The 17,698-nt window shown below is 37.6% G+C and carries 12 protein-coding genes; 9 read left to right on the forward strand and 3 right to left on the reverse strand.

The genetic code is table 11. The annotated features are described in order from the left end of the window. Positions 1-149: 149 nt before the first annotated feature. Positions 150-1,181, forward strand: coding sequence for a UDP-glucose 4-epimerase GalE (gene galE, locus Q4600_RS15295; protein WP_303517156.1), 1,032 nt, complete (start codon positions 150-152; stop codon positions 1,179-1,181). Positions 1,182-1,647: 466 nt separating this feature from the next. Continuing rightward, positions 1,648-3,249 (forward strand): glycoside hydrolase family 43 protein, encoded by a 1,602-nt coding sequence (locus tag Q4600_RS15300; protein ID WP_303517155.1) that lies wholly within the window; start codon positions 1,648-1,650, stop codon positions 3,247-3,249. A gap of 105 nt (positions 3,250-3,354) precedes the next feature. Here Q4600_RS15300 and tal read toward each other — a convergent pair whose 3' ends face one another. The 3 genes from tal to xylB all read right to left on the reverse strand — a co-directional run bounded on the left by tal (position 3,355) and on the right by xylB (position 7,196). Then, a complete protein-coding gene (gene tal, locus Q4600_RS15305) occupies positions 3,355-4,305 on the reverse strand; it encodes a transaldolase (protein ID WP_303517192.1) in 951 nt (316 codons plus the stop codon). Positions 4,306-4,342: 37 nt separating this feature from the next. After that, positions 4,343-5,662 carry a xylose isomerase gene (xylA, locus tag Q4600_RS15310; protein WP_303517154.1) on the reverse strand — a complete coding sequence of 440 codons (1,320 nt, stop codon included), beginning with the start codon at positions 5,660-5,662 and terminating at the stop codon, positions 4,343-4,345. A 73-nt stretch (positions 5,663-5,735) separates the two neighbouring features. Beyond that, entirely contained in the window at positions 5,736-7,196 is a 1,461-nt protein-coding gene (gene xylB, locus Q4600_RS15315) for a xylulokinase (RefSeq protein ID WP_303517153.1), read from the reverse strand. Between the two features lie 207 nt (positions 7,197-7,403). Between xylB and Q4600_RS15320 the strand changes: the two genes are divergently transcribed. The 7 genes from Q4600_RS15320 to Q4600_RS15350 all read left to right on the forward strand — a co-directional run bounded on the left by Q4600_RS15320 (position 7,404) and on the right by Q4600_RS15350 (position 17,654). Further along, positions 7,404-8,360, forward strand: a complete 957-nt coding sequence (locus Q4600_RS15320; protein ID WP_303517152.1) for a Gfo/Idh/MocA family protein — start codon at positions 7,404-7,406, stop codon at positions 8,358-8,360. Between the two features lie 257 nt (positions 8,361-8,617). Continuing rightward, positions 8,618-9,652, forward strand: coding sequence for a LacI family DNA-binding transcriptional regulator (locus tag Q4600_RS15325; protein WP_102527282.1), 1,035 nt, complete (start codon positions 8,618-8,620; stop codon positions 9,650-9,652). A 363-nt stretch (positions 9,653-10,015) separates the two neighbouring features. Continuing rightward, positions 10,016-10,732 (forward strand): NUDIX domain-containing protein, encoded by a 717-nt coding sequence (locus tag Q4600_RS15330; RefSeq protein ID WP_303517151.1) that lies wholly within the window; start codon positions 10,016-10,018, stop codon positions 10,730-10,732. Between the two features lie 134 nt (positions 10,733-10,866). Next, the gene (locus Q4600_RS15335) at positions 10,867-12,222 is read left to right on the forward strand and encodes a glycoside-pentoside-hexuronide (GPH):cation symporter (RefSeq protein WP_303517150.1); all 1,356 of its coding nucleotides are present in this window, start codon (positions 10,867-10,869) and stop codon (positions 12,220-12,222) included. A gap of 120 nt (positions 12,223-12,342) precedes the next feature. Continuing rightward, positions 12,343-13,380, forward strand: a complete 1,038-nt coding sequence (locus Q4600_RS15340; protein ID WP_303517149.1) for a glycoside hydrolase family 43 protein — start codon at positions 12,343-12,345, stop codon at positions 13,378-13,380. Positions 13,381-13,753: 373 nt separating this feature from the next. Next, positions 13,754-16,726 (forward strand): TonB-dependent receptor, encoded by a 2,973-nt coding sequence (locus Q4600_RS15345; RefSeq protein ID WP_303517191.1) that lies wholly within the window; start codon positions 13,754-13,756, stop codon positions 16,724-16,726. 199 nt (positions 16,727-16,925) lie between these two features. Then, positions 16,926-17,654, forward strand: a complete 729-nt coding sequence (locus Q4600_RS15350) for a SapC family protein (protein ID WP_303517148.1) — start codon at positions 16,926-16,928, stop codon at positions 17,652-17,654. Positions 17,655-17,698: the final 44 nt, after the last annotated feature.

Below are 17,698 nucleotides of genomic sequence, written 5' to 3' on the forward strand. Positions count from 1 at the left end.
TAAACGCATTGTTTACAGTGGTTTTTGTTGAACTCCGCTTTTTTATTAGCTTTTTTTGTAATAAAAGTTCAAAATCAGTAAATGTAAACATGATGTGAGCAGAAATGGTTAATGACCATTAAATAGTATGAATTCATTAAGGAAGATAAATGAACGTTTTAGTTACAGGTGGCGCAGGGTATATCGGTTCGCACACTGTTTTGTCATTATTAGAAAATAACTGCAATGTAGTCGTTTTCGATAATTTATTTAATTCAAGTATTGAATCTATTAAACGTGTTGAATCATTAACAGGTAAAAGTGTTACCTTTATTGAAGGCGATATAAGAAACAAGCATCAGCTGTCCAACGTATTTAGTTCGCATAATATTGATACAGTAATCCACTTTGCAGCGCTTAAAGCTGTAGGTGAATCTGCACAAATTCCGTTAGAGTATTATCAAAATAATGTTCATGGCTCGGTTTGTTTGCTAGAAGCGATGGCAGAACACAAGGTCAATAATTTTATTTTTAGTTCATCAGCAACCGTTTATGGTGAAGAAAATGAAGTGCCTTATGTAGAGACCATGAAATTAGGCACGCCATCAAGTCCTTATGGGGCAACCAAAGTAATGGTTGAACGTATAATGGCAGATACTGCAGCTTCAAATCCGCATTTTAGAGGTGTGTCACTGCGCTATTTTAATCCTATTGGAGCACATGAAAGCGGCAAAATTGGTGAGTCACCAAAAGGTATCCCAAATAATTTATTACCTTATGTAGCGCAAGTGATGGTGGGTAAGCGCGAAAAACTGAGCATATTCGGCTCAGACTACCCAACAAAAGATGGGACTTGTGAACGAGATTATTTACATGTGATGGATCTTGCTGAAGGTCATGTCGCAGCAATGAAATGGTTGAACGACAATCAAGGTTTTGCTGGAGTTGAATCGTTTAATTTAGGAACAGGCAATGGTGTGTCTGTTTTTGAAATTGTTACTGCGTTTGAGCAAGCAGTAGATAAGAAGATACCTTATGAAGTTAGTCCACGAAGAGCAGGTGATTTACCCGCTTTTTGGGCAAATGCAACTAAAGCTAATGATGCCTTAAACTGGCAAGCCAATCGCTCTTTAGATCAAATGATGGTCGATACTTGGCGCTGGCAATCAGCCAACCCTAATGGCTATGATGAAGATGAATAATGGAATGAAAGTCTAAACAGTGTTTTTGTTCCTTATTCAAGGTTTAGACATGAAGTCGCAGATACATATTACTGGTTTAAAAAACGATAAGCTAATTTTGAATCTTAATGTCACTCATAACAGAGTGACATTTTTTAGCTGTTTAACACCATATAAATTTTCTGATAAATCTTAGTTTAAAAATAGTTCAACTTGATACTAAGCATTAATCTTCATTTTAAAACTATGTTTTAATTTACCCCGCAAACCAATACAGAAATTCGAAAAGTATAGCGTCCTTTTCAATAGTAAAAACACGATTAAATGCTCCCTCGATTTAACTTTTGTGCTGTTTTCTCATGATTAATTAGCAATCAGTTTAGTAATGATGAAAGTAAATTCATTAAAAGTGGTGTTAGCGCTAACAGTGATGTTGTGATATAAAAACAATCAATGAGTAACATTTTAGTCACACTGCAGGTTAATTATGAGTCAACAAATAAATCCAATTTTGCCAGGTTTTCACCCAGATCCCAGTATTGTGAGAGTGGACAATGACTATTACATTGCCGTATCAACTTTTGAATGGTATCCAGGGGTACAAATTTATCACTCAGTGGATTTGGTAAATTGGACATTAATCAGCAGACCATTAAACAGAGCTTCATTATTGGACATGACAGGTTGCCCCGACTCTTGTGGCATTTGGGCACCTTGTTTGAGTTATGCAGATGGTTTGTTTTATCTCATTTATACTAACGTCCAACGATTTGATGGTAACTTTAAAGATTGTCCCAATTACCTTACGACTTGCTCCACAATTGATGGTGAATGGAGCGATCCAGTTTACTTAAACAGTAGTGGTTTCGATCCATCATTATTTCATGATGATACTGGCAGTAAATGGCTAGTGAATATGCTGTGGGATCACCGTCCAGGTAAGCATCCTTTTGCCGGTATTGTGCTACAACAATATTGCCAACAGCAGCAAAAACTCATTGGCACCGCAGTTAATATATTTTCTGGCAGTAAACATCAGTTGACCGAAGGACCGCATTTATACAAGATTAATGATTACTATTACTTATTAACTGCAGAAGGTGGGACGAGCTACGAACATGCTTGCACGTTTGCACGCTCTAAAAGTATCACCGGTCCTTATGAAATTGATCCTAATGTTCATGTGCTAACGTCTAAAGATAATTTGGATAAGCCTTTGCAACGAACTGGACACGGTGGATTAGTGCAATCTCCAGATGGACGATGGTTTTTAACACATCTTATGTCTAGGCCGATTACATTAGAAAACGGAGACAAGCGCAGTCCACTTGGTCGAGAAACAGGTATTCAAACCTTAATTTTAAAAGATGATGGCTGGTTTAGCTTAGCATCGGGCCAAGTTTACGGAGAAGTTAATCCTATAGGACTAACAGGTAAACCGCTGCGAGATTATTCACATCATGATGATTTCTCTAGCCCTGTATTACCTGATCATTATCAATGGTTAAGAATCCCCAATCCTGAATGCTTTTATAGTTTAACTGATAACAAAGGTGCGTTAACGCTATACGGAAAACATTCAGTTGGCAGTACGTTTAAACAGGCATTAATTGCCAGAAGACAGCAACATCATTCATTCGTTGCACAAACACAATTGCGCTTTAAACCTACGAGTTTTCAACAACAAGCAGGATTAATTTGCTATTATAATGCCCATAAATTTCATTATCTATATGTATCATATGATGAAAATGGGATACATATCGATGTCATGAGCTGTTTAGGTGATGAGTCTTTAAAGGCTGACTTTCCTATTTATCAACAACGTATACCTATTACCAGTCAGCAAAGTGAACACATAGGCTTAAGAGCTGATATTGATTATGGACAGTTAACTTTTAGCTACTCTGTAGATGGTAATGCGTGGCTGCCGATATGTGAATTAGATTACAGTCTCATTTCTGATGAAGCAGGTAAGGGTGAAGGTGCTAACTTCACAGGGGCATTTGTGGGTATGTGTTGCCAAGATCTAACGGGAGCGAATATTGCTGCTGAGTTTGATTATTTTACCTATAGCGAAAGACATTAGTACATTCTTCATCGATCGATAAACAAACATTTGGAATTAACATTTAGGCCATCATAAAAATTATGATGGCCTAAATAATAACTTAAATCTCAGTTAACCTTTTGGTTAACTTTCTGCTTTGCCAAGCTGTTGGATCATTTCAACTAAGATAGCCTGATCTTTAGCAAAATTACGGATCCCTTCTGATAATTTATCACAAGCCATTTCATCTTCGTTTAGCTGCCACGAGAATTGTTCAAAACTCAACGTTTTAAGTGCCTTAGGCTTAACTCTGCATATTTCTTTAGCATTTAATTTATGGACTAACTCACCTTGAGTATTGTTTAATACAGTCAGTAAACTAGGTGCGATAGTAAGTAAATCGCAACCGGCTAACGCTATAATTTCATCAACATTTCTGAAGCTTGCTGCCATAATTTCTGTTTGATAGTCATATGTTTTGTAATAGTCAAAAATAGCTTTGACAGACAATACGCCAGGATCTTCAAAAGCCTCAAATTGTTTACCCGATTGTTGTACATGCCAGTCTAAAATTCGTCCCACAAAGGGGGAAATTAAGGTGACTTTTGCTTCAGCACAGGCTATGGCTTGAGTCATTGAAAAAAGCAAGGTGAGGTTACAATGAATACCTTGTTTTTCAAGCTCTTCAGCTGCCTTAATACCTTGCCATGTCGCGGCTAATTTAATTAGTACCCGGCTTTTATCTATGCCATTGGCGGCATATAAAGCAATTATCTTTTTTGCTTTCTCAATGCTTGCTACCGTGTCAAATGACAACCTAGCATCAATTTCACTGGATATACGTCCTGAAATACACTTTAAGATTTCACAGCCAAAATTAACGGTTAAATGATCACAAATATCATCGATGTTGTCTTTACCTTGAGATATCGATTTAGTAACAAGGTATTGGTATTGTGGTAGTTTTGATGCTTGTAAGATCAGAGAAGGGTTAGTCGTTGCATCTATAGGTTTGTGAAGCTTAATCGCATCAATATCACCGCTATCAGCAACTACAGTTGTGATTTTTTTTAATTGTTCCAACATATTCATGATAAAAAAATCCCCCATTTATTAGATGGGGGAACAGTCCTTAGATATAACGATTGACGACGTTTTCGAGTAGTTCTTGTCGCCCTGAAGTCGATGTAGGATTGATATTTTGTTCATGAACGACTTTTGATAAGCTTTCTAAGCTATGTTGTCCATCAAAAATATCTTTACCTAGGCCTTTATTCCACCCTGCATAACGTTGCTCTACAAATGAAGATAACGGTGCATCTTCAATAAGTTGGGCTGCGTTGAGTAATGATTTAGCCATGGTATCCATACCGCCAATGTGGCCATGAAATAAATCGTCATTTTCACATGACTGACGACGAAGTTTTGTATCGAAATTTAACCCGCCAGTGGTAAAGCCACCTGATTTTAAAATTTCATACATGACTAACGTACACTCAGCTACGTCGTTCGGGTATTGGTCTGTATCCCAACCATTTTGCATATCGCCACGGTTAGCATCAATACTGCCCATAATGCCTTCAGCACATGCTACAGCTACTTCATGATGAAAACTATGACCAGCCAAAGTAGCGTGATTCGCTTCAATGTTGACTTTGATTTCATTCTGTAAACCGTGCTTGTGTAAGAACCCTGCAACTGTTGCGGTGTCATAGTCATATTGATGCTTAGTCGGCTCCTGTGGCTTTGGCTCAATTAATAATGTGCCTTTAAAACCGATTTTATGTTTGTGTTCTACGACCATTTTTAAAAAGCGAGCATACTGTTCACTTTCTTGTTTTAAATTAGTATTAAGTAGTGAGTCATAACCTTCACGGCCGCCCCATAAAACATAGTTCTCACCACCTAAACGGTGAGTGACTTCCATGGCATGTTTAACTTGTGCAGCGCCATAGGCAAAAACTTCAGGGTTCGGGTTTGTTGCACCACCGGCACAAAAACGTTTATTTGAAAATAAATTGGCTGTACCCCAAAGTAATTTAACCCCAGTGCGTTGCATTTCTTTTTCTAGTACATCAGCAATATGATTTACGTTAGCATGGCTTTCTTTTAACGTAGCTCCTTCAGGTGCTATGTCTGTATCATGAAAGCAAAAGTAAGGTACACCGAGTTTTTCAAAAAATTCAAAAGCGACTTTAGCTTTTTGTTCTGCTAATGCAAGTTGATCACCGACAGGTTGAATCCAAGGTCTATCAAAGGTGCCTTCACCAAATATATCAAAACCTGTAGAACAGAAGTTATGCCAGTAACATGCAGCAAAACGTAAATGTTCTTTCATTGTTTTACCCATTACTACACGGTTTTCGTCGTAGTAACGAAATGCAAAAGGGTTTTTACTCGATTCGCCTTCGAATTTGATTTTTTCTACGTTATTAAAAAATTGTTCGCTCATGATGACTCCATATTTTTTCGGTTAGTTTGTATATGATTTGTGTTAGATTTTTATCTTATTTATAAGGTGCTAATTAGATAAAGAGGTGTTTAGTGGCTTGATATAAACTTTTGAATTGTTGATATTGCGTGGCGTAATATCCCTGCATTTCAGGATTAGGTAATACAAGGTGTTTAAGTTTGCCAGAGGTACAGACTTTTTCTGTGGGACTTTGCTCAATGGCTATTCTTGCTAATCTAGCGGCACCATAGGCAGGGCCAACTTCGCCGCCTTCACGATAGGACAATGGACGGTTTAATACGCTAGCAAGAATATCTCCCCATAATCGGCTTTTTGAGCCACCACCGATAACCGTTATTTCTTCAATCGTTGCACCAGCATCTAATAAAACTTGTTGCCCATCGGCAAAAGCAAAGGCTACGCCTTCTAATACCGCTCGACCCATGGTGGCGGCATCAGTGTTATGGTCTAAACCAAAGAAAACCCCTTTAGCCGTCGGATTATTGTGAGGTGTACGCTCACCTGATAGATAGGGTAAAAACAATACTGAGTTTGGTTGGCTAAAATCACATTTAGCTATTTGAGCTAATAAAGCCGATTCGTTGTCGTAGCCCGTTAGTTTAGTCACCCAGTTCAAGCAACTTGCTGCACTTAATACCACAGACATTTGGTGCCATGTATTACTCAAGCAATGGCAAAATGTATGTACCGCATTATCCGGATTGGGTAAATATTGCTCATTTGCCACAAAATATACCCCTGAGGTGCCCAGTGATAAAAATGCTTGATTTGGTTTTATTACACCAATACCTATAGCTCCAGCCGCATTGTCACCTGCACCTGCGACAACAGGCACCGTGTTCATCCCCCATAAACTGGCGATGTTCGCGCTTAATGTTCCGGTAATGTCAGTGCCTTCATATAACAACGGCATTTGCTCAATCGTCATTGATGTTGCTGTTAACATTGCTTCAGACCAGCAACGGTTCTTTACGTCTAGCCAGAGTGTCCCGGAAGAATCAGACATGTCAGAGGCATAGTCTCCGGTCATTTGTAAACGTAAGAAGTCCTTAGGTAATAGAACCTTAGCAACTTTATTAAAGTTCTCTGGTTCATTCTCCTTTACCCATAATAATTTAGGAGCAGTGAAGCCTGGCATCGCGATGTTGCCAGTAATATCACGTGAATCAGGTTCAATTTCTTCTAAGGTTTTACATTGAAGTTGGCTACGGCCGTCATTCCACAATATCGCTGGACGAATAATTTGGTCATTGCTATCGAGTAGGGTGGCGCCATGCATCTGGCCTGACAAACCAATAGATTTAATTTTTTTGAGTAAATCAGCTTTGGTTAATTTGAGCTCAGCCATTGCTAAACAGGTCGCTTGCCACCATTGGTTCGGATCTTGTTCTGACCATTGTGATTGTGGTCGAGATATTGTTAGTGCTGAACTAGCTTGCGCTAACAACTGATCATCATTGTCTAAAATAATGACCTTTACACAAGAAGTTCCTAAGTCGATTCCAAGATACATAATTCAATCCGTTGTTATATTGTGTTATACTTTGTTAGCGCTAACATTAGCATTGAGTTTTAAATCTATCAAGGGTATTTTGTGTAATTAATGTTAACGTCTGTTGTTTGTTAATTATTGCTATAGCCAATTAACCTTGGTGATAACACAGTAATTGCAATGTAGTTTTTGGCAAAATATATCTTTAAACACAAAAGGGAATGAGAAATGACTCAACTAAATTGGGGTATTGTGAGTGCAGGAAGGATTGCAGGTTTATTTTGCCAGGACTTAGTGTTTTCAAAGAACAGCCATTTATATGCAGTAGCCGCAAGAAAGCAAGCTGACGCTGATGAATTTGCTAAACAATATAATGTTGAAAAATCCTACCAAGGCTACCAAACATTATTTGATGATCCCAAGGTGGATATTGTTTACGTCGCCACGCCTCACAATTTTCATTTTCAACAAGCCTTTGATGCCTTATCAGCCGGAAAACACGTACTGTGCGAAAAACCCATGACAGTTTCACATAAAGAATGTGAAATATTAGTCAGGTTAGCGAAAGATAAAGGCTTGCTACTAATGGAAGCATTATGGACCTATTTTTTACCCGCGATGCAAAAAGCTAGAGAGTGGTTAAATGATGGCCGCATTGGACAGCTTAAACATATTAAAGTTGATTTCGGTTATCCTGTGCCTTTTAAATTAGATGGCCGAGAGTACAATCCTAATTTAGCGGGAGGATGCTTATTAGATATGGGTATTTACCCGTTAGCTATTGCAGATTTCTTTCTTGAAGCAGATATCGATAACTTGTTCGTTAAAGCCAATTTCTGTGAAACCGGTGTTGAGGATGATGTCATTATCATAGGTAAAAGTGATGATGTGATGGTCAGCCTTGCGACATCCTTTCAATGTCGATTAAGTAATAATGCCTATCTTATCGGTAATGAAGGTTATATTTTAATTCCTGATGCCTTTAGAACTAAAGAGTGTCGTTTATTTCATCTTGATGAATTGGTTGAAAGTTTTACTGATAACAGGCAATCACTGGGCTATCATTTTGAAGCAGATGAAGCATGTCGAGTTATTGAAGAAGGGAAGTTAGAAAGTGCGGTTGTTAGCCATCAACATAGCTTATTATTTCAAAGCCAGCTGGCCAGTGTCAAAGCTCTTTTTTAGCGCTCTAATTTAGTTCTCATATTTATATAACTACTGATTGTCTTTAGAACGTTACTAGCAATTACGTAGAACGTGTAGCGTGAGTTTGATTTCATTATTTAAAAATGACTAATGGTCGCTTCTTAGGAAAGTACGTTTTTACATTTATGATTTTAAAAATGTTATTATTCAGAATGTAACGTATCAAAATAGCTGTCTATCTTCATACAGTTATTAACTGTTTAATTTCTCGATGTAGTTTTATTAGTAGGTAAGCAATGGTCAAAGTAAAAAAAGCCCGCATACAAGATGTAGCGCTAGAAGCGGGTGTGTCAATGATGACTGTATCAAGAGTGTTAAATCAAGATCCTAAAGTCAGTGATAGCACTCGCAGTAAAGTGCTAGCCGTTGCCGAACAGTTACAATATCGACCTAATGAATCTGCTCGTCGTTTAGCCAGTAATAAATCTTATTTAATTGGATTACTTTATGATAATCCTAGTGATGCCTATATAAGTCAGTTTTTGTTAAGCGCGTTAAAAAGTTGCCGAACTAAAGGGTTTCATTTAGTCGTTGATGAGGCGGATAAGAACATTGAAAAAACACTGCAATCTGTAAAAGATTTGATCAATGAAACCAAAGTCGATGGGATGATATTATTGCCGCCTGTGTGTGAGCAAAAAGAAATTATTGATTGCTTACAAGATGCTAATGTTCCATTTGTGAGAGTGGCTCCCGACAGTCAGTTAACCATCTCTCCGTATATTTGTATGGATGATTATCAAGCTGCGTTTGATTTAACTGAAATGCTTATTAAGCAAGGCCATAACAAAATTGGCCATATTATCGGTGATGCTAATCAAGGTGTTAGTCGCTTACGCTATCAGGGTTATTTAGATGCTTTACGCTCAAATAAAATCAACACGCCACCAGAATACATTGAACAAGGTTGCTTTACTTATCAATCTGGCATGGTTGCAGCGAAAAAAATGTTAGCTTTAAAAGACAAACCTAGTGCCATATTTGCTGCCAATGACGATATGGCGGCAGCGGTAATCTCAATTGCACAAAATCAAGGGATCAATGTCCCAAATGATTTATCCGTTGTCGGATTTGATGATACAACCCTTGCAACGGTAGTATGGCCAAATATTACGACAGTAAGACAACCTATTGATGAAATGGCAAAGTTAGCTGTGAGTTTGTTTACTTCTAATAAGGTTAAAGATTTTACCGAGTTAAAAAGCAATCAATTACGTAATATTTTAGATTTTAAAATAATTCAAAGAGAGTCCAGTAAACCAATTGAATAAGCTTTTGTGGAAAAATTTTATACAATATAAGCAGGACTACAGTTTCGAGTTAGTCGGTGAATGAATATTTACAGATAAATATTCAATTTATTTTGTAAACACAAAGTGTCTGTTTATCAATTGGCCAAAACCGCAGCTATACAGACGCTTATCACACCAGGTATTTCTTCCTTTTTATTCAACTCTTCTTCCTAAAAGCGATAAATGGATTTTGTAACAGTCATTTACAATTATGTTTTTGATGAGTAAAGTGATTATCAATTATGTTGTGTTTAACTGTTAGAACATTTGGTAGTGGTGACTTAACTGCCGTGCGTCTTAATGTTTTATATCAAAGCTTGCTTTAATAATTGGAAACCTCCTGTGAATTTTATAAACGAAGTTATTGATGAAGAAACCATCCCAGCTGATTGTATTAGTAACTTAACCGTCGATAATCTTATTTTTACCCTACATGAAGGCAAACTGAAAGTGTTGCTGGTTAAATATAATCAAGGTCTTGCTACAAATAAGTGGGGACTAGTAGGTCACTGGGTTCGTAGTAATGAAAACCTTGAAACGGCAGCATCTCGTGTTGTAAAAAATACTACAGGTGTTGAAAACTTATACTTAGACCAACTTGGTGCTTTTGGCGATGTTGACCGCTATCCTGCAAGACGCATTATTACCATTGCTTTTTATTCCTTAGTCCGTTTTGATGACACCAACTTAACTCATGGTGCTAATGCGATTGAGTGTGAATGGTTCGATGTTAGACAAGTACCAACCCTGATGTTTGATCATGATAATATTTTGGCCAGTTGTTTAAATCATCTGAAATACAAAGTAAGGCATGAACCTATTGGTTTCAGTTTATTACCTGAAAAGTTCACTCTGTTACAACTGCAAGATTTATATGAATCTATATTGGGCGTAACGCTAGATAAACCTAACTTCCGCAGAAAAATATTAAAAATGGATTTACTCATCGACTGTAAAGAAAAGCAACGCAATGTAGCGCATCGTGCCGCTGCACTGTATCGGTTTGATGTGGAAGTCTATGAAAAATTGGCACAATTCGGTTATACATTCGAATACTAAAATCAAATTTAAAAATATCACAAAGACAGCATTCGCTGTCTTTTTTTACATCTTGTTAAAAGTTAATCAAAATTGTTTACAATGTTAATGGTTTGATATAGTGTTTGTGACTATAACCTTTAGTTGGAACAGTAATGGACACTTTTATTAATAAACTCAGCATTAAAGAAAAGCTTGGATATGGCCTTGGGGACACTGCAAGTAATATCGTGTTTCAAATGGTCGCTAATTTCATGCTGATTTTTTATACCGATGTTTATGGCTTGTCGGCAGCTGCAGCTGGCACATTACTTCTATCAGTACGATTGTTTGATGGATTCACTGATCCAATCATGGGCGGAATTGCCGACAGAACCCGTACACGTTGGGGCTCATATAGACCTTACATTCTATTTTTAGCATTACCTTACGGTCTATTAGCCTGTTTAGCGTTTATAACCCCTGATTTTAATAGCACAGGCAAACTCATATATGCCTACGTTACTTATGGACTGTTAATGACATGTTACACCGCAATTAATATTCCTTATGGTGCATTAGGCGGAGTGATGGCGTCAGATCCTAAAGAACGTACATCATTACAATCATATCGATTTGCCATGGCAATGGCTGCATTAGTGGTTATCGTTTGGGCAATACCGCGTTTAGTTGAATATTTCGGTCAAGGCGAAGATGCTGTTGGTTATCCGCTAGCGATGATATTCATGGGCTCATTAGCTGCAGTTTGTTTTTTATTGTGTTTTGCAATGACAAAGGAAACATTAACCAACGAAACTGATAAACATGAGCGCTCAACTCAGAGTATTTTTAAAGACTTTTTTCAGCTATTTAAAAATGACCAATGGCTTGTTATCGCGATTATTAGTCTTGCTACGTTGATCCTTATCGGAATTCGAGCATCTGTTGCACCGCACTATATTAAATATTACATCGGTGATGAGGACTTACTATCAAACTTCTTAACCTTGGCGGCAGTTGGTTCAGTCTTGGGGGCAATCTCGACTAACTTCCTCTCAAAATTCATTGAGAAAAAGATTCTGTTTCAAGTGGCTTTAGTGGTTGTGATCATTTCTCATTCATTATTTTACGTCATTGATAGTAATCAAATCGCACTTATATTTGTGACTTATTTCATTGCTAACTTTGCACATATGATCATAACGCCCATCATGTTTTCTATGGTTGCTGACACTGTTGATTATGGTGTTGAGAAAATCGGTAAAAGACTGACTGCAATTACATTTTCTGGACATTTACTGGCAATTAAATTTGGTTTTGCAATTGGTGGGGCGTTAGCTGGCTGGATATTATCAGCTTATGATTATATTCCTAATCAAGTGCAAACAGATCATACACTATCAGGTATTTTACTTGCCTTTGCTGGTATACCTATTATTTGCACGGTTGTTTGTCTAGTTGTTATTAGTAAATATCGATTAACAGAATTAGAAGTTAAAAAGATTCAATTAAACCTGGCTGAAATTAAGTGAAGTTAAGAAGCCTTATTCATAGTAATTAAGGTTTAACTTAATTGTGTGCTGGTTAATTAAACATATTAAAAATATTTTTGAGGAATTGTTATGGCTTCTGCCGTAAATAAAAGGGAAATCATGATTAATAATGAAGTGAGTGATGCTGAAAGGAAGCAAGCGTTAGATATTAAAAAAGCCAATTCTTTTAAACAAAAGGATGAAGCATTAATTACTAGCATTTATACAGCAGATCCATCTGCTCATGTTTTCAATAATAAAATATATATTTATCCTTCTCATGATATAGAAACAGATAATGCTATTAATGATGATGGCGACCACTTTGCAATGAATGATTATCATGTCTTGTCTATTGAGAATGACACAAATGAAGTTGTTGATCATGGTGTCGCATTAAGTCTTGAGAATGTTAAATGGGCTAGCAAACAACTTTGGGCGCCAGATGCAGCGCATAAAAATGGCACTTATTATTTTTATTTTCCCGCTCGAGATTTAGAAGGGATTTTCAGAATAGGCGTTGCGACAAGTTTATCTCCAGCAGGGCCATTTATCGCTGAAGACAGTTACATCGAAGGATCTTTTAGTATCGACCCTGCTATTTTTGAAGATGATGATGGTAGTTATTACTTATATTTCGGTGGTTTATGGGGCGGTCAATTACAAAACTGGCATCGAGGACAATTTTCATCTAAAGATCAATATCCAGCTGATGATCAAGCTTCATTACCAGCAAAGATGGCTAAACTATCAGACGATATGTTGTCACTTGCCGAACCTGTGAAAGATATTGTGATCCTTGATGAAGATGGAAACGCCATTACAACTGAAGACAATGAACGCCGCTTTTTTGAAGCGTCATGGGTTCATAAATATAATGGTAAATACTATTTTTCATACTCAACAGGCGATACCCATAATATCGCATATGGTATTGGTGATAACCCTTATGGGCCTTTTGTTTACCAAGGAGTGATATTAAACCCAGTGTTAGGCTGGACAAATCATCATTCAATTGTATCCCATCAAGGCAAATGGTTTTTATTTTACCATGACTCCACTTTATCAAAGGGACAGACACATTTACGATGCGTTAAAAAAACAGAATTACTTCACGATGAAAATGGAAAGATAATCACAATAACGGCTTATGAATAAAGAAATCATAGTTTAGGTTGTGATTTTTATTTGTTTAAATAAGTAATAGTCAAAAGGACTAATAACTAATAACCAATTAGGTTTTAAGCCTAATAACGCAGAAAAGTTTACACATTTAATAAAGCAATAAATGAGCAGAGAATCGACAAACTATAGCTTTATATTGAATTTAACGATTTAATAACATACGAAATCGATTGCCGTCTTTGTTAGTACTCTTTATTGGATTTTTAAATCAAGAAATTAGTGACTTCTGGGGAAGTTACTAATTCAAAAAGGAGTCATTGCCATATTGGCAATAACGAAGCGAGGGGAGAGTGAAATGTTTAATAAAAAGATAATAACCACTTCAATTCTAGCAGCACTAGGTTCTATGGCTGCAACACAAAACAGTTTTGCTGATGAAGCAACTGATGAAGTAGAAGTGATTCAAGTTACAGGTATTCGTAGCAGTTTAGTCCGTTCAATGGATTTAAAGCGAGAAGCAAATGGCGTAGTCGATGCTATTTCTGCTGAAGATATCGGTAAATTCCCTGATACTAACTTAGCTGAATCATTACAACGTATCACTGGTGTTTCGATTGATCGTTCAAACGGTGAAGGGAGTACTGTCACTGTACGTGGTTTTGGGTCAGAGCAAAATTTAATTACTTTAAATGGTCGCCAACTACCGAACACTACAGGTAGCCGAACCTTTGATTTCGCAAATATAGCTGCAGAAAGTGTATCAGGTGTTGAAGTTTATAAAACTTCAGATGCCAGTGTTACTTCTGGCGGTATCGGTGCGACAATTAATTTAACCAGTTTTAAACCACTAAGCGCGCCTGGTTTAACAGCAACGATTTCAGGTAAAGGTGTTGACGATCAATCAACTGAGACTGGTGGTGTCACGCCTGAACTGAGTGGTTTATATTCACAGACTTTTGCTGATGACACATTCGGTATCGCTATATCGGGTAGTTATCAAGAACGCGAAAGTGGTATGAAACAATTCCTTCAAGATCAGGGGTATCGCGCAAGTGATTACACCAATACAGGTTGGGGTGGTGTTCCTGCTGGTGAAGCCGGTGGTTCAAACCGTCCAACATCTGGAATTTACTCAAACCCTCAACAGCCACGTTATGTTATTGAAGAACGTCAACGTGAACGTATTAATGGTCAATTAACGCTGCAATACCGTCCTATAGAAACGTTAACTATTACAGCGGATTACACGACTTTTAGAAATACTATCGAAGAGCAACACACTGATGCATCAGTTTGGTTTAACTATGCAGGTGATCGAAGTGAATCAGTATGGACTGGCGAGCCCAATGCTGTCCCCCTTATATACTCTGAAATTTATGACATTAATAGCCCTGCAGATTTGCGAGATACTTCATTAACAGTAGGTGCTTGGGGCCGTGAAGAAATCACAGATTCAATAGGGTTAAATATTGATTGGCAAGTAACTGAGGATCTAGTGTTAACACTGGACCATCACAGCTCTAAAGCCAATATGGAAGCAACTGATCCACGCCATGGTACGCGAAACAATGTTCAATTGCCTTCATATACTCGTACTCGTTCTGGTCTTGATTTAACAGGAAGCCTACCTGGTATTGCTATCGGTGATATTGAGAACTTTAATCCAAGTACCATGCGTTTATCGGGTAGTTGGTTTGCCAATGATAAATATACTTCAGAAATTGATCAAACTCAGTTGGATGGTAAGTATCATTTAAACAGTGATTTAAGTATCGATTTTGGTGTGTCAGTTAATACAGTCAATAACCGCTATCGCCATACCCAAGTACAACGTCCTGATTGGGGCGGAGTGGGTGAAGAAGGTGATTTCGAAGATATTAATTGGACTGAAGACACCATTTTAGACAAGTTTGATGACAGCACTGGCAATTTTGAAGGAACAGCGACTCAAAGTGATTATGATTTATTCAATCGTATTTTCTTTGCTGATTTTGACGAAATTATTAATGCTGCAGAATACGCAGATCCCGTAGCTAATGTTGATGGTTTATATGGTGACTGTCAGGCCGCATCAGGCGCAGCAGCTGGACCTAATGGTGAAGGCCAGTTCTGTGCTTCAACCCAGTGGGATGCTGATACTAACCGCTTTACCGAAGAAGAAACCACCGCTGCTTACATTCAAGCCAATTACTTAGGTGACATGTTTGATATGCCATTTAGTGTGCATGTTGGCTTACGTTACGAGCAAACAGATGTGGTATCAACAGCATCAGCACCAGGTTATAGCCGTGTTGAGTGGAATGAAGATACATCGACTTCAGTTACTGGGCAAACAGGTATTGAAACCTTAAGTCAAAGTGCAGATTATGATTTGTTCTTACCTAACATTAACTTCAATCTTGATGTAACTGACGAATTACGTGTCCGTGCTGCTGCGGGTAAGACGATTTCTCGTGCGGGTTATAACTCATTACTAGGTGGAACCACAATTAATACCGGCGGTAACTTAAGCGGTTATACCGGTAGTTCAGGTAACCCTGGCCTTGAGCCATTAGAGTCAATCAATTACGACTTATCGACAGAGTGGTATTACGACGAAGGAAGCTATGCATCTATCGGCTACTTCAAAAAAGACGTGTCGAACTGGATTAGTTATGGATCGAAACAATCAGATATCTTCAATTTGTCAGATCCACTTAATGGCGATAAATTTAATGCGGCAGTTGCTGCTTTAGGTGCTAATGCGTCAAATGAACAAATTAGAACTTATATCTTCGAAAATTATGCAGATGATCCAAATGTAACACCAAATTTTGATGAAGATGGACTGCTTGATGGCGGTAGTATTGTTGGCGACCCATTAACAGATGAAGGTGTAGTATTTAACCTTAATGTCCCTGTGAATGGCGATACAGAACATACTATCGATGGTTTTGAATTCAACGTTCAACATTTATTTTGGGACTCAGGTTTTGGGGGGATAGCTAACTACACCATGGTTGATTCTGACCTGCAATATGATGATAGTTCGCTTGAAGATACTGAAGCATTGGTTGGTTTAAGTGATACCGCAAATTTAGTCTTGTTCTATGATAACTATGGTTTTCAAGCTCGTATAGCTTATAACTGGCGCGATCAATTCTTATCAGACAAAAGAGTTAACGGTGATTTAACTACGCCTATTTATACTGAAGAATATTATCAAATAGACTTTAATGTTAGTTATGATATTCCTGCTGTTGAGGGCCTAACCGTCTTTGCTGAAGGTATTAACATCACTGAAGAAGTCGTAAGAAAACATGGTCGTCAAAGCCAATTAGTGTTTGAAACAACACAAACTGGCGCAAGATATGGATTAGGGGTTCGCTATACGTTCTAGTAGCGAGCTGTAAATGATAGCGGCTGCCCCCAGTCGCTATCACCCTTAATCTAAATCTAGTACAAAAACTGAATTTAAAGCTAATCACAACTCGCTGTTAAATATGCATATTGTTATCACAATAATCATCAAATTGTATGCTTAGTTCTTCATTCACGCATGACTCAACAGTAATCAATTATTATCAAAGGGTATCCCCATGGCCAAGCATGTACTGCTCAATAACATTGAGCATAAAGACCTTAAAATCATTACCGAGCGTTCTGCAAAATACGGCGATGACCAGTGGTTTTCCCAAACATTTGTGGCGGAATTTAAAACCGTGCAAGCTCATTATCCGATTATGTTCCAAAAGAATGCTGATACGGGAGAATTTACCCCAGTGACTTTATTTGGCTTCACTAATAATGAGAATCTATTCTTAAACGATGGTCATTGGGATGCCAGTTATATCCCTATCTCAATGCAAAGAATGCCTTTTTATATTGGAATGCAGCAATCAACGCTAAGCAGTAACACTGAACCTCAACGTGTAATTACGCTTGATATTGACTCTCCAAGAGTGAATGAAGAAACAGGTATTGAGCTATTTCTACCCTATGGTGGTAACAGTGAATATTTGGAAAACATTGCCAATATGTTGGAGTTGCTTCACCAAGGTGTTGATGAAAATAAAATGTTTATCGAAGTCCTTACAAGATATGAGTTATTGGAAGCGGTCACTATCGACGTTGAGTTAAACAATGCCAGCAAACATCAACTGATCGGCTTTTATACTATTAACGAAGATATATTGGGTCAATTAGCAGCAGAAAAAGTACTGCATCTGCACAAAGAGGGTTATCTAGAAGCAATATATATGATCATTGCTTCACAAGCCCATATAAGAAAGTTGGTTGAACTTAGAAATAAGCAGCAAACACACTAGTCATTTTTTATTCCTTAAAGTGTTTTTAAATAGGTTTATCAAAC

It is taken from the genome of Shewanella sp. 2_MG-2023 (assembly GCF_030548905.1).
In the GTDB taxonomy this organism is placed as follows: Bacteria; Pseudomonadota; Gammaproteobacteria; order Enterobacterales; family Shewanellaceae; genus Shewanella; species Shewanella electrodiphila.

Bases quoted from the DNA above. Each gene is read 5' to 3' on its own strand.
- galE (WP_303517156.1), top strand. From the start codon at position 150: ATGAACGTTTTAGTTACAGGTGGCGCAGGGTATATCGGTTCGCACACT.
- Q4600_RS15300 (WP_303517155.1), top strand. From the start codon at position 1,648: ATGAGTCAACAAATAAATCCAATTTTGCCAGGTTTTCACCCAGATCCC.
- xylA (WP_303517154.1), bottom strand. From the start codon at position 5,662: ATGAGCGAACAATTTTTTAATAACGTAGAAAAAATCAAATTCGAAGGC.
- xylB (WP_303517153.1), bottom strand. From the start codon at position 7,196: ATGTATCTTGGAATCGACTTAGGAACTTCTTGTGTAAAGGTCATTATT.
- Q4600_RS15320 (WP_303517152.1), top strand. From the start codon at position 7,404: ATGACTCAACTAAATTGGGGTATTGTGAGTGCAGGAAGGATTGCAGGT.
- Q4600_RS15325 (WP_102527282.1), top strand. From the start codon at position 8,618: ATGGTCAAAGTAAAAAAAGCCCGCATACAAGATGTAGCGCTAGAAGCG.
- Q4600_RS15335 (WP_303517150.1), top strand. From the start codon at position 10,867: ATGGACACTTTTATTAATAAACTCAGCATTAAAGAAAAGCTTGGATAT.
- Q4600_RS15340 (WP_303517149.1), top strand. From the start codon at position 12,343: ATGATTAATAATGAAGTGAGTGATGCTGAAAGGAAGCAAGCGTTAGAT.
- Q4600_RS15345 (WP_303517191.1), top strand. From the start codon at position 13,754: ATGGCTGCAACACAAAACAGTTTTGCTGATGAAGCAACTGATGAAGTA.
- Q4600_RS15350 (WP_303517148.1), top strand. From the start codon at position 16,926: ATGGCCAAGCATGTACTGCTCAATAACATTGAGCATAAAGACCTTAAA.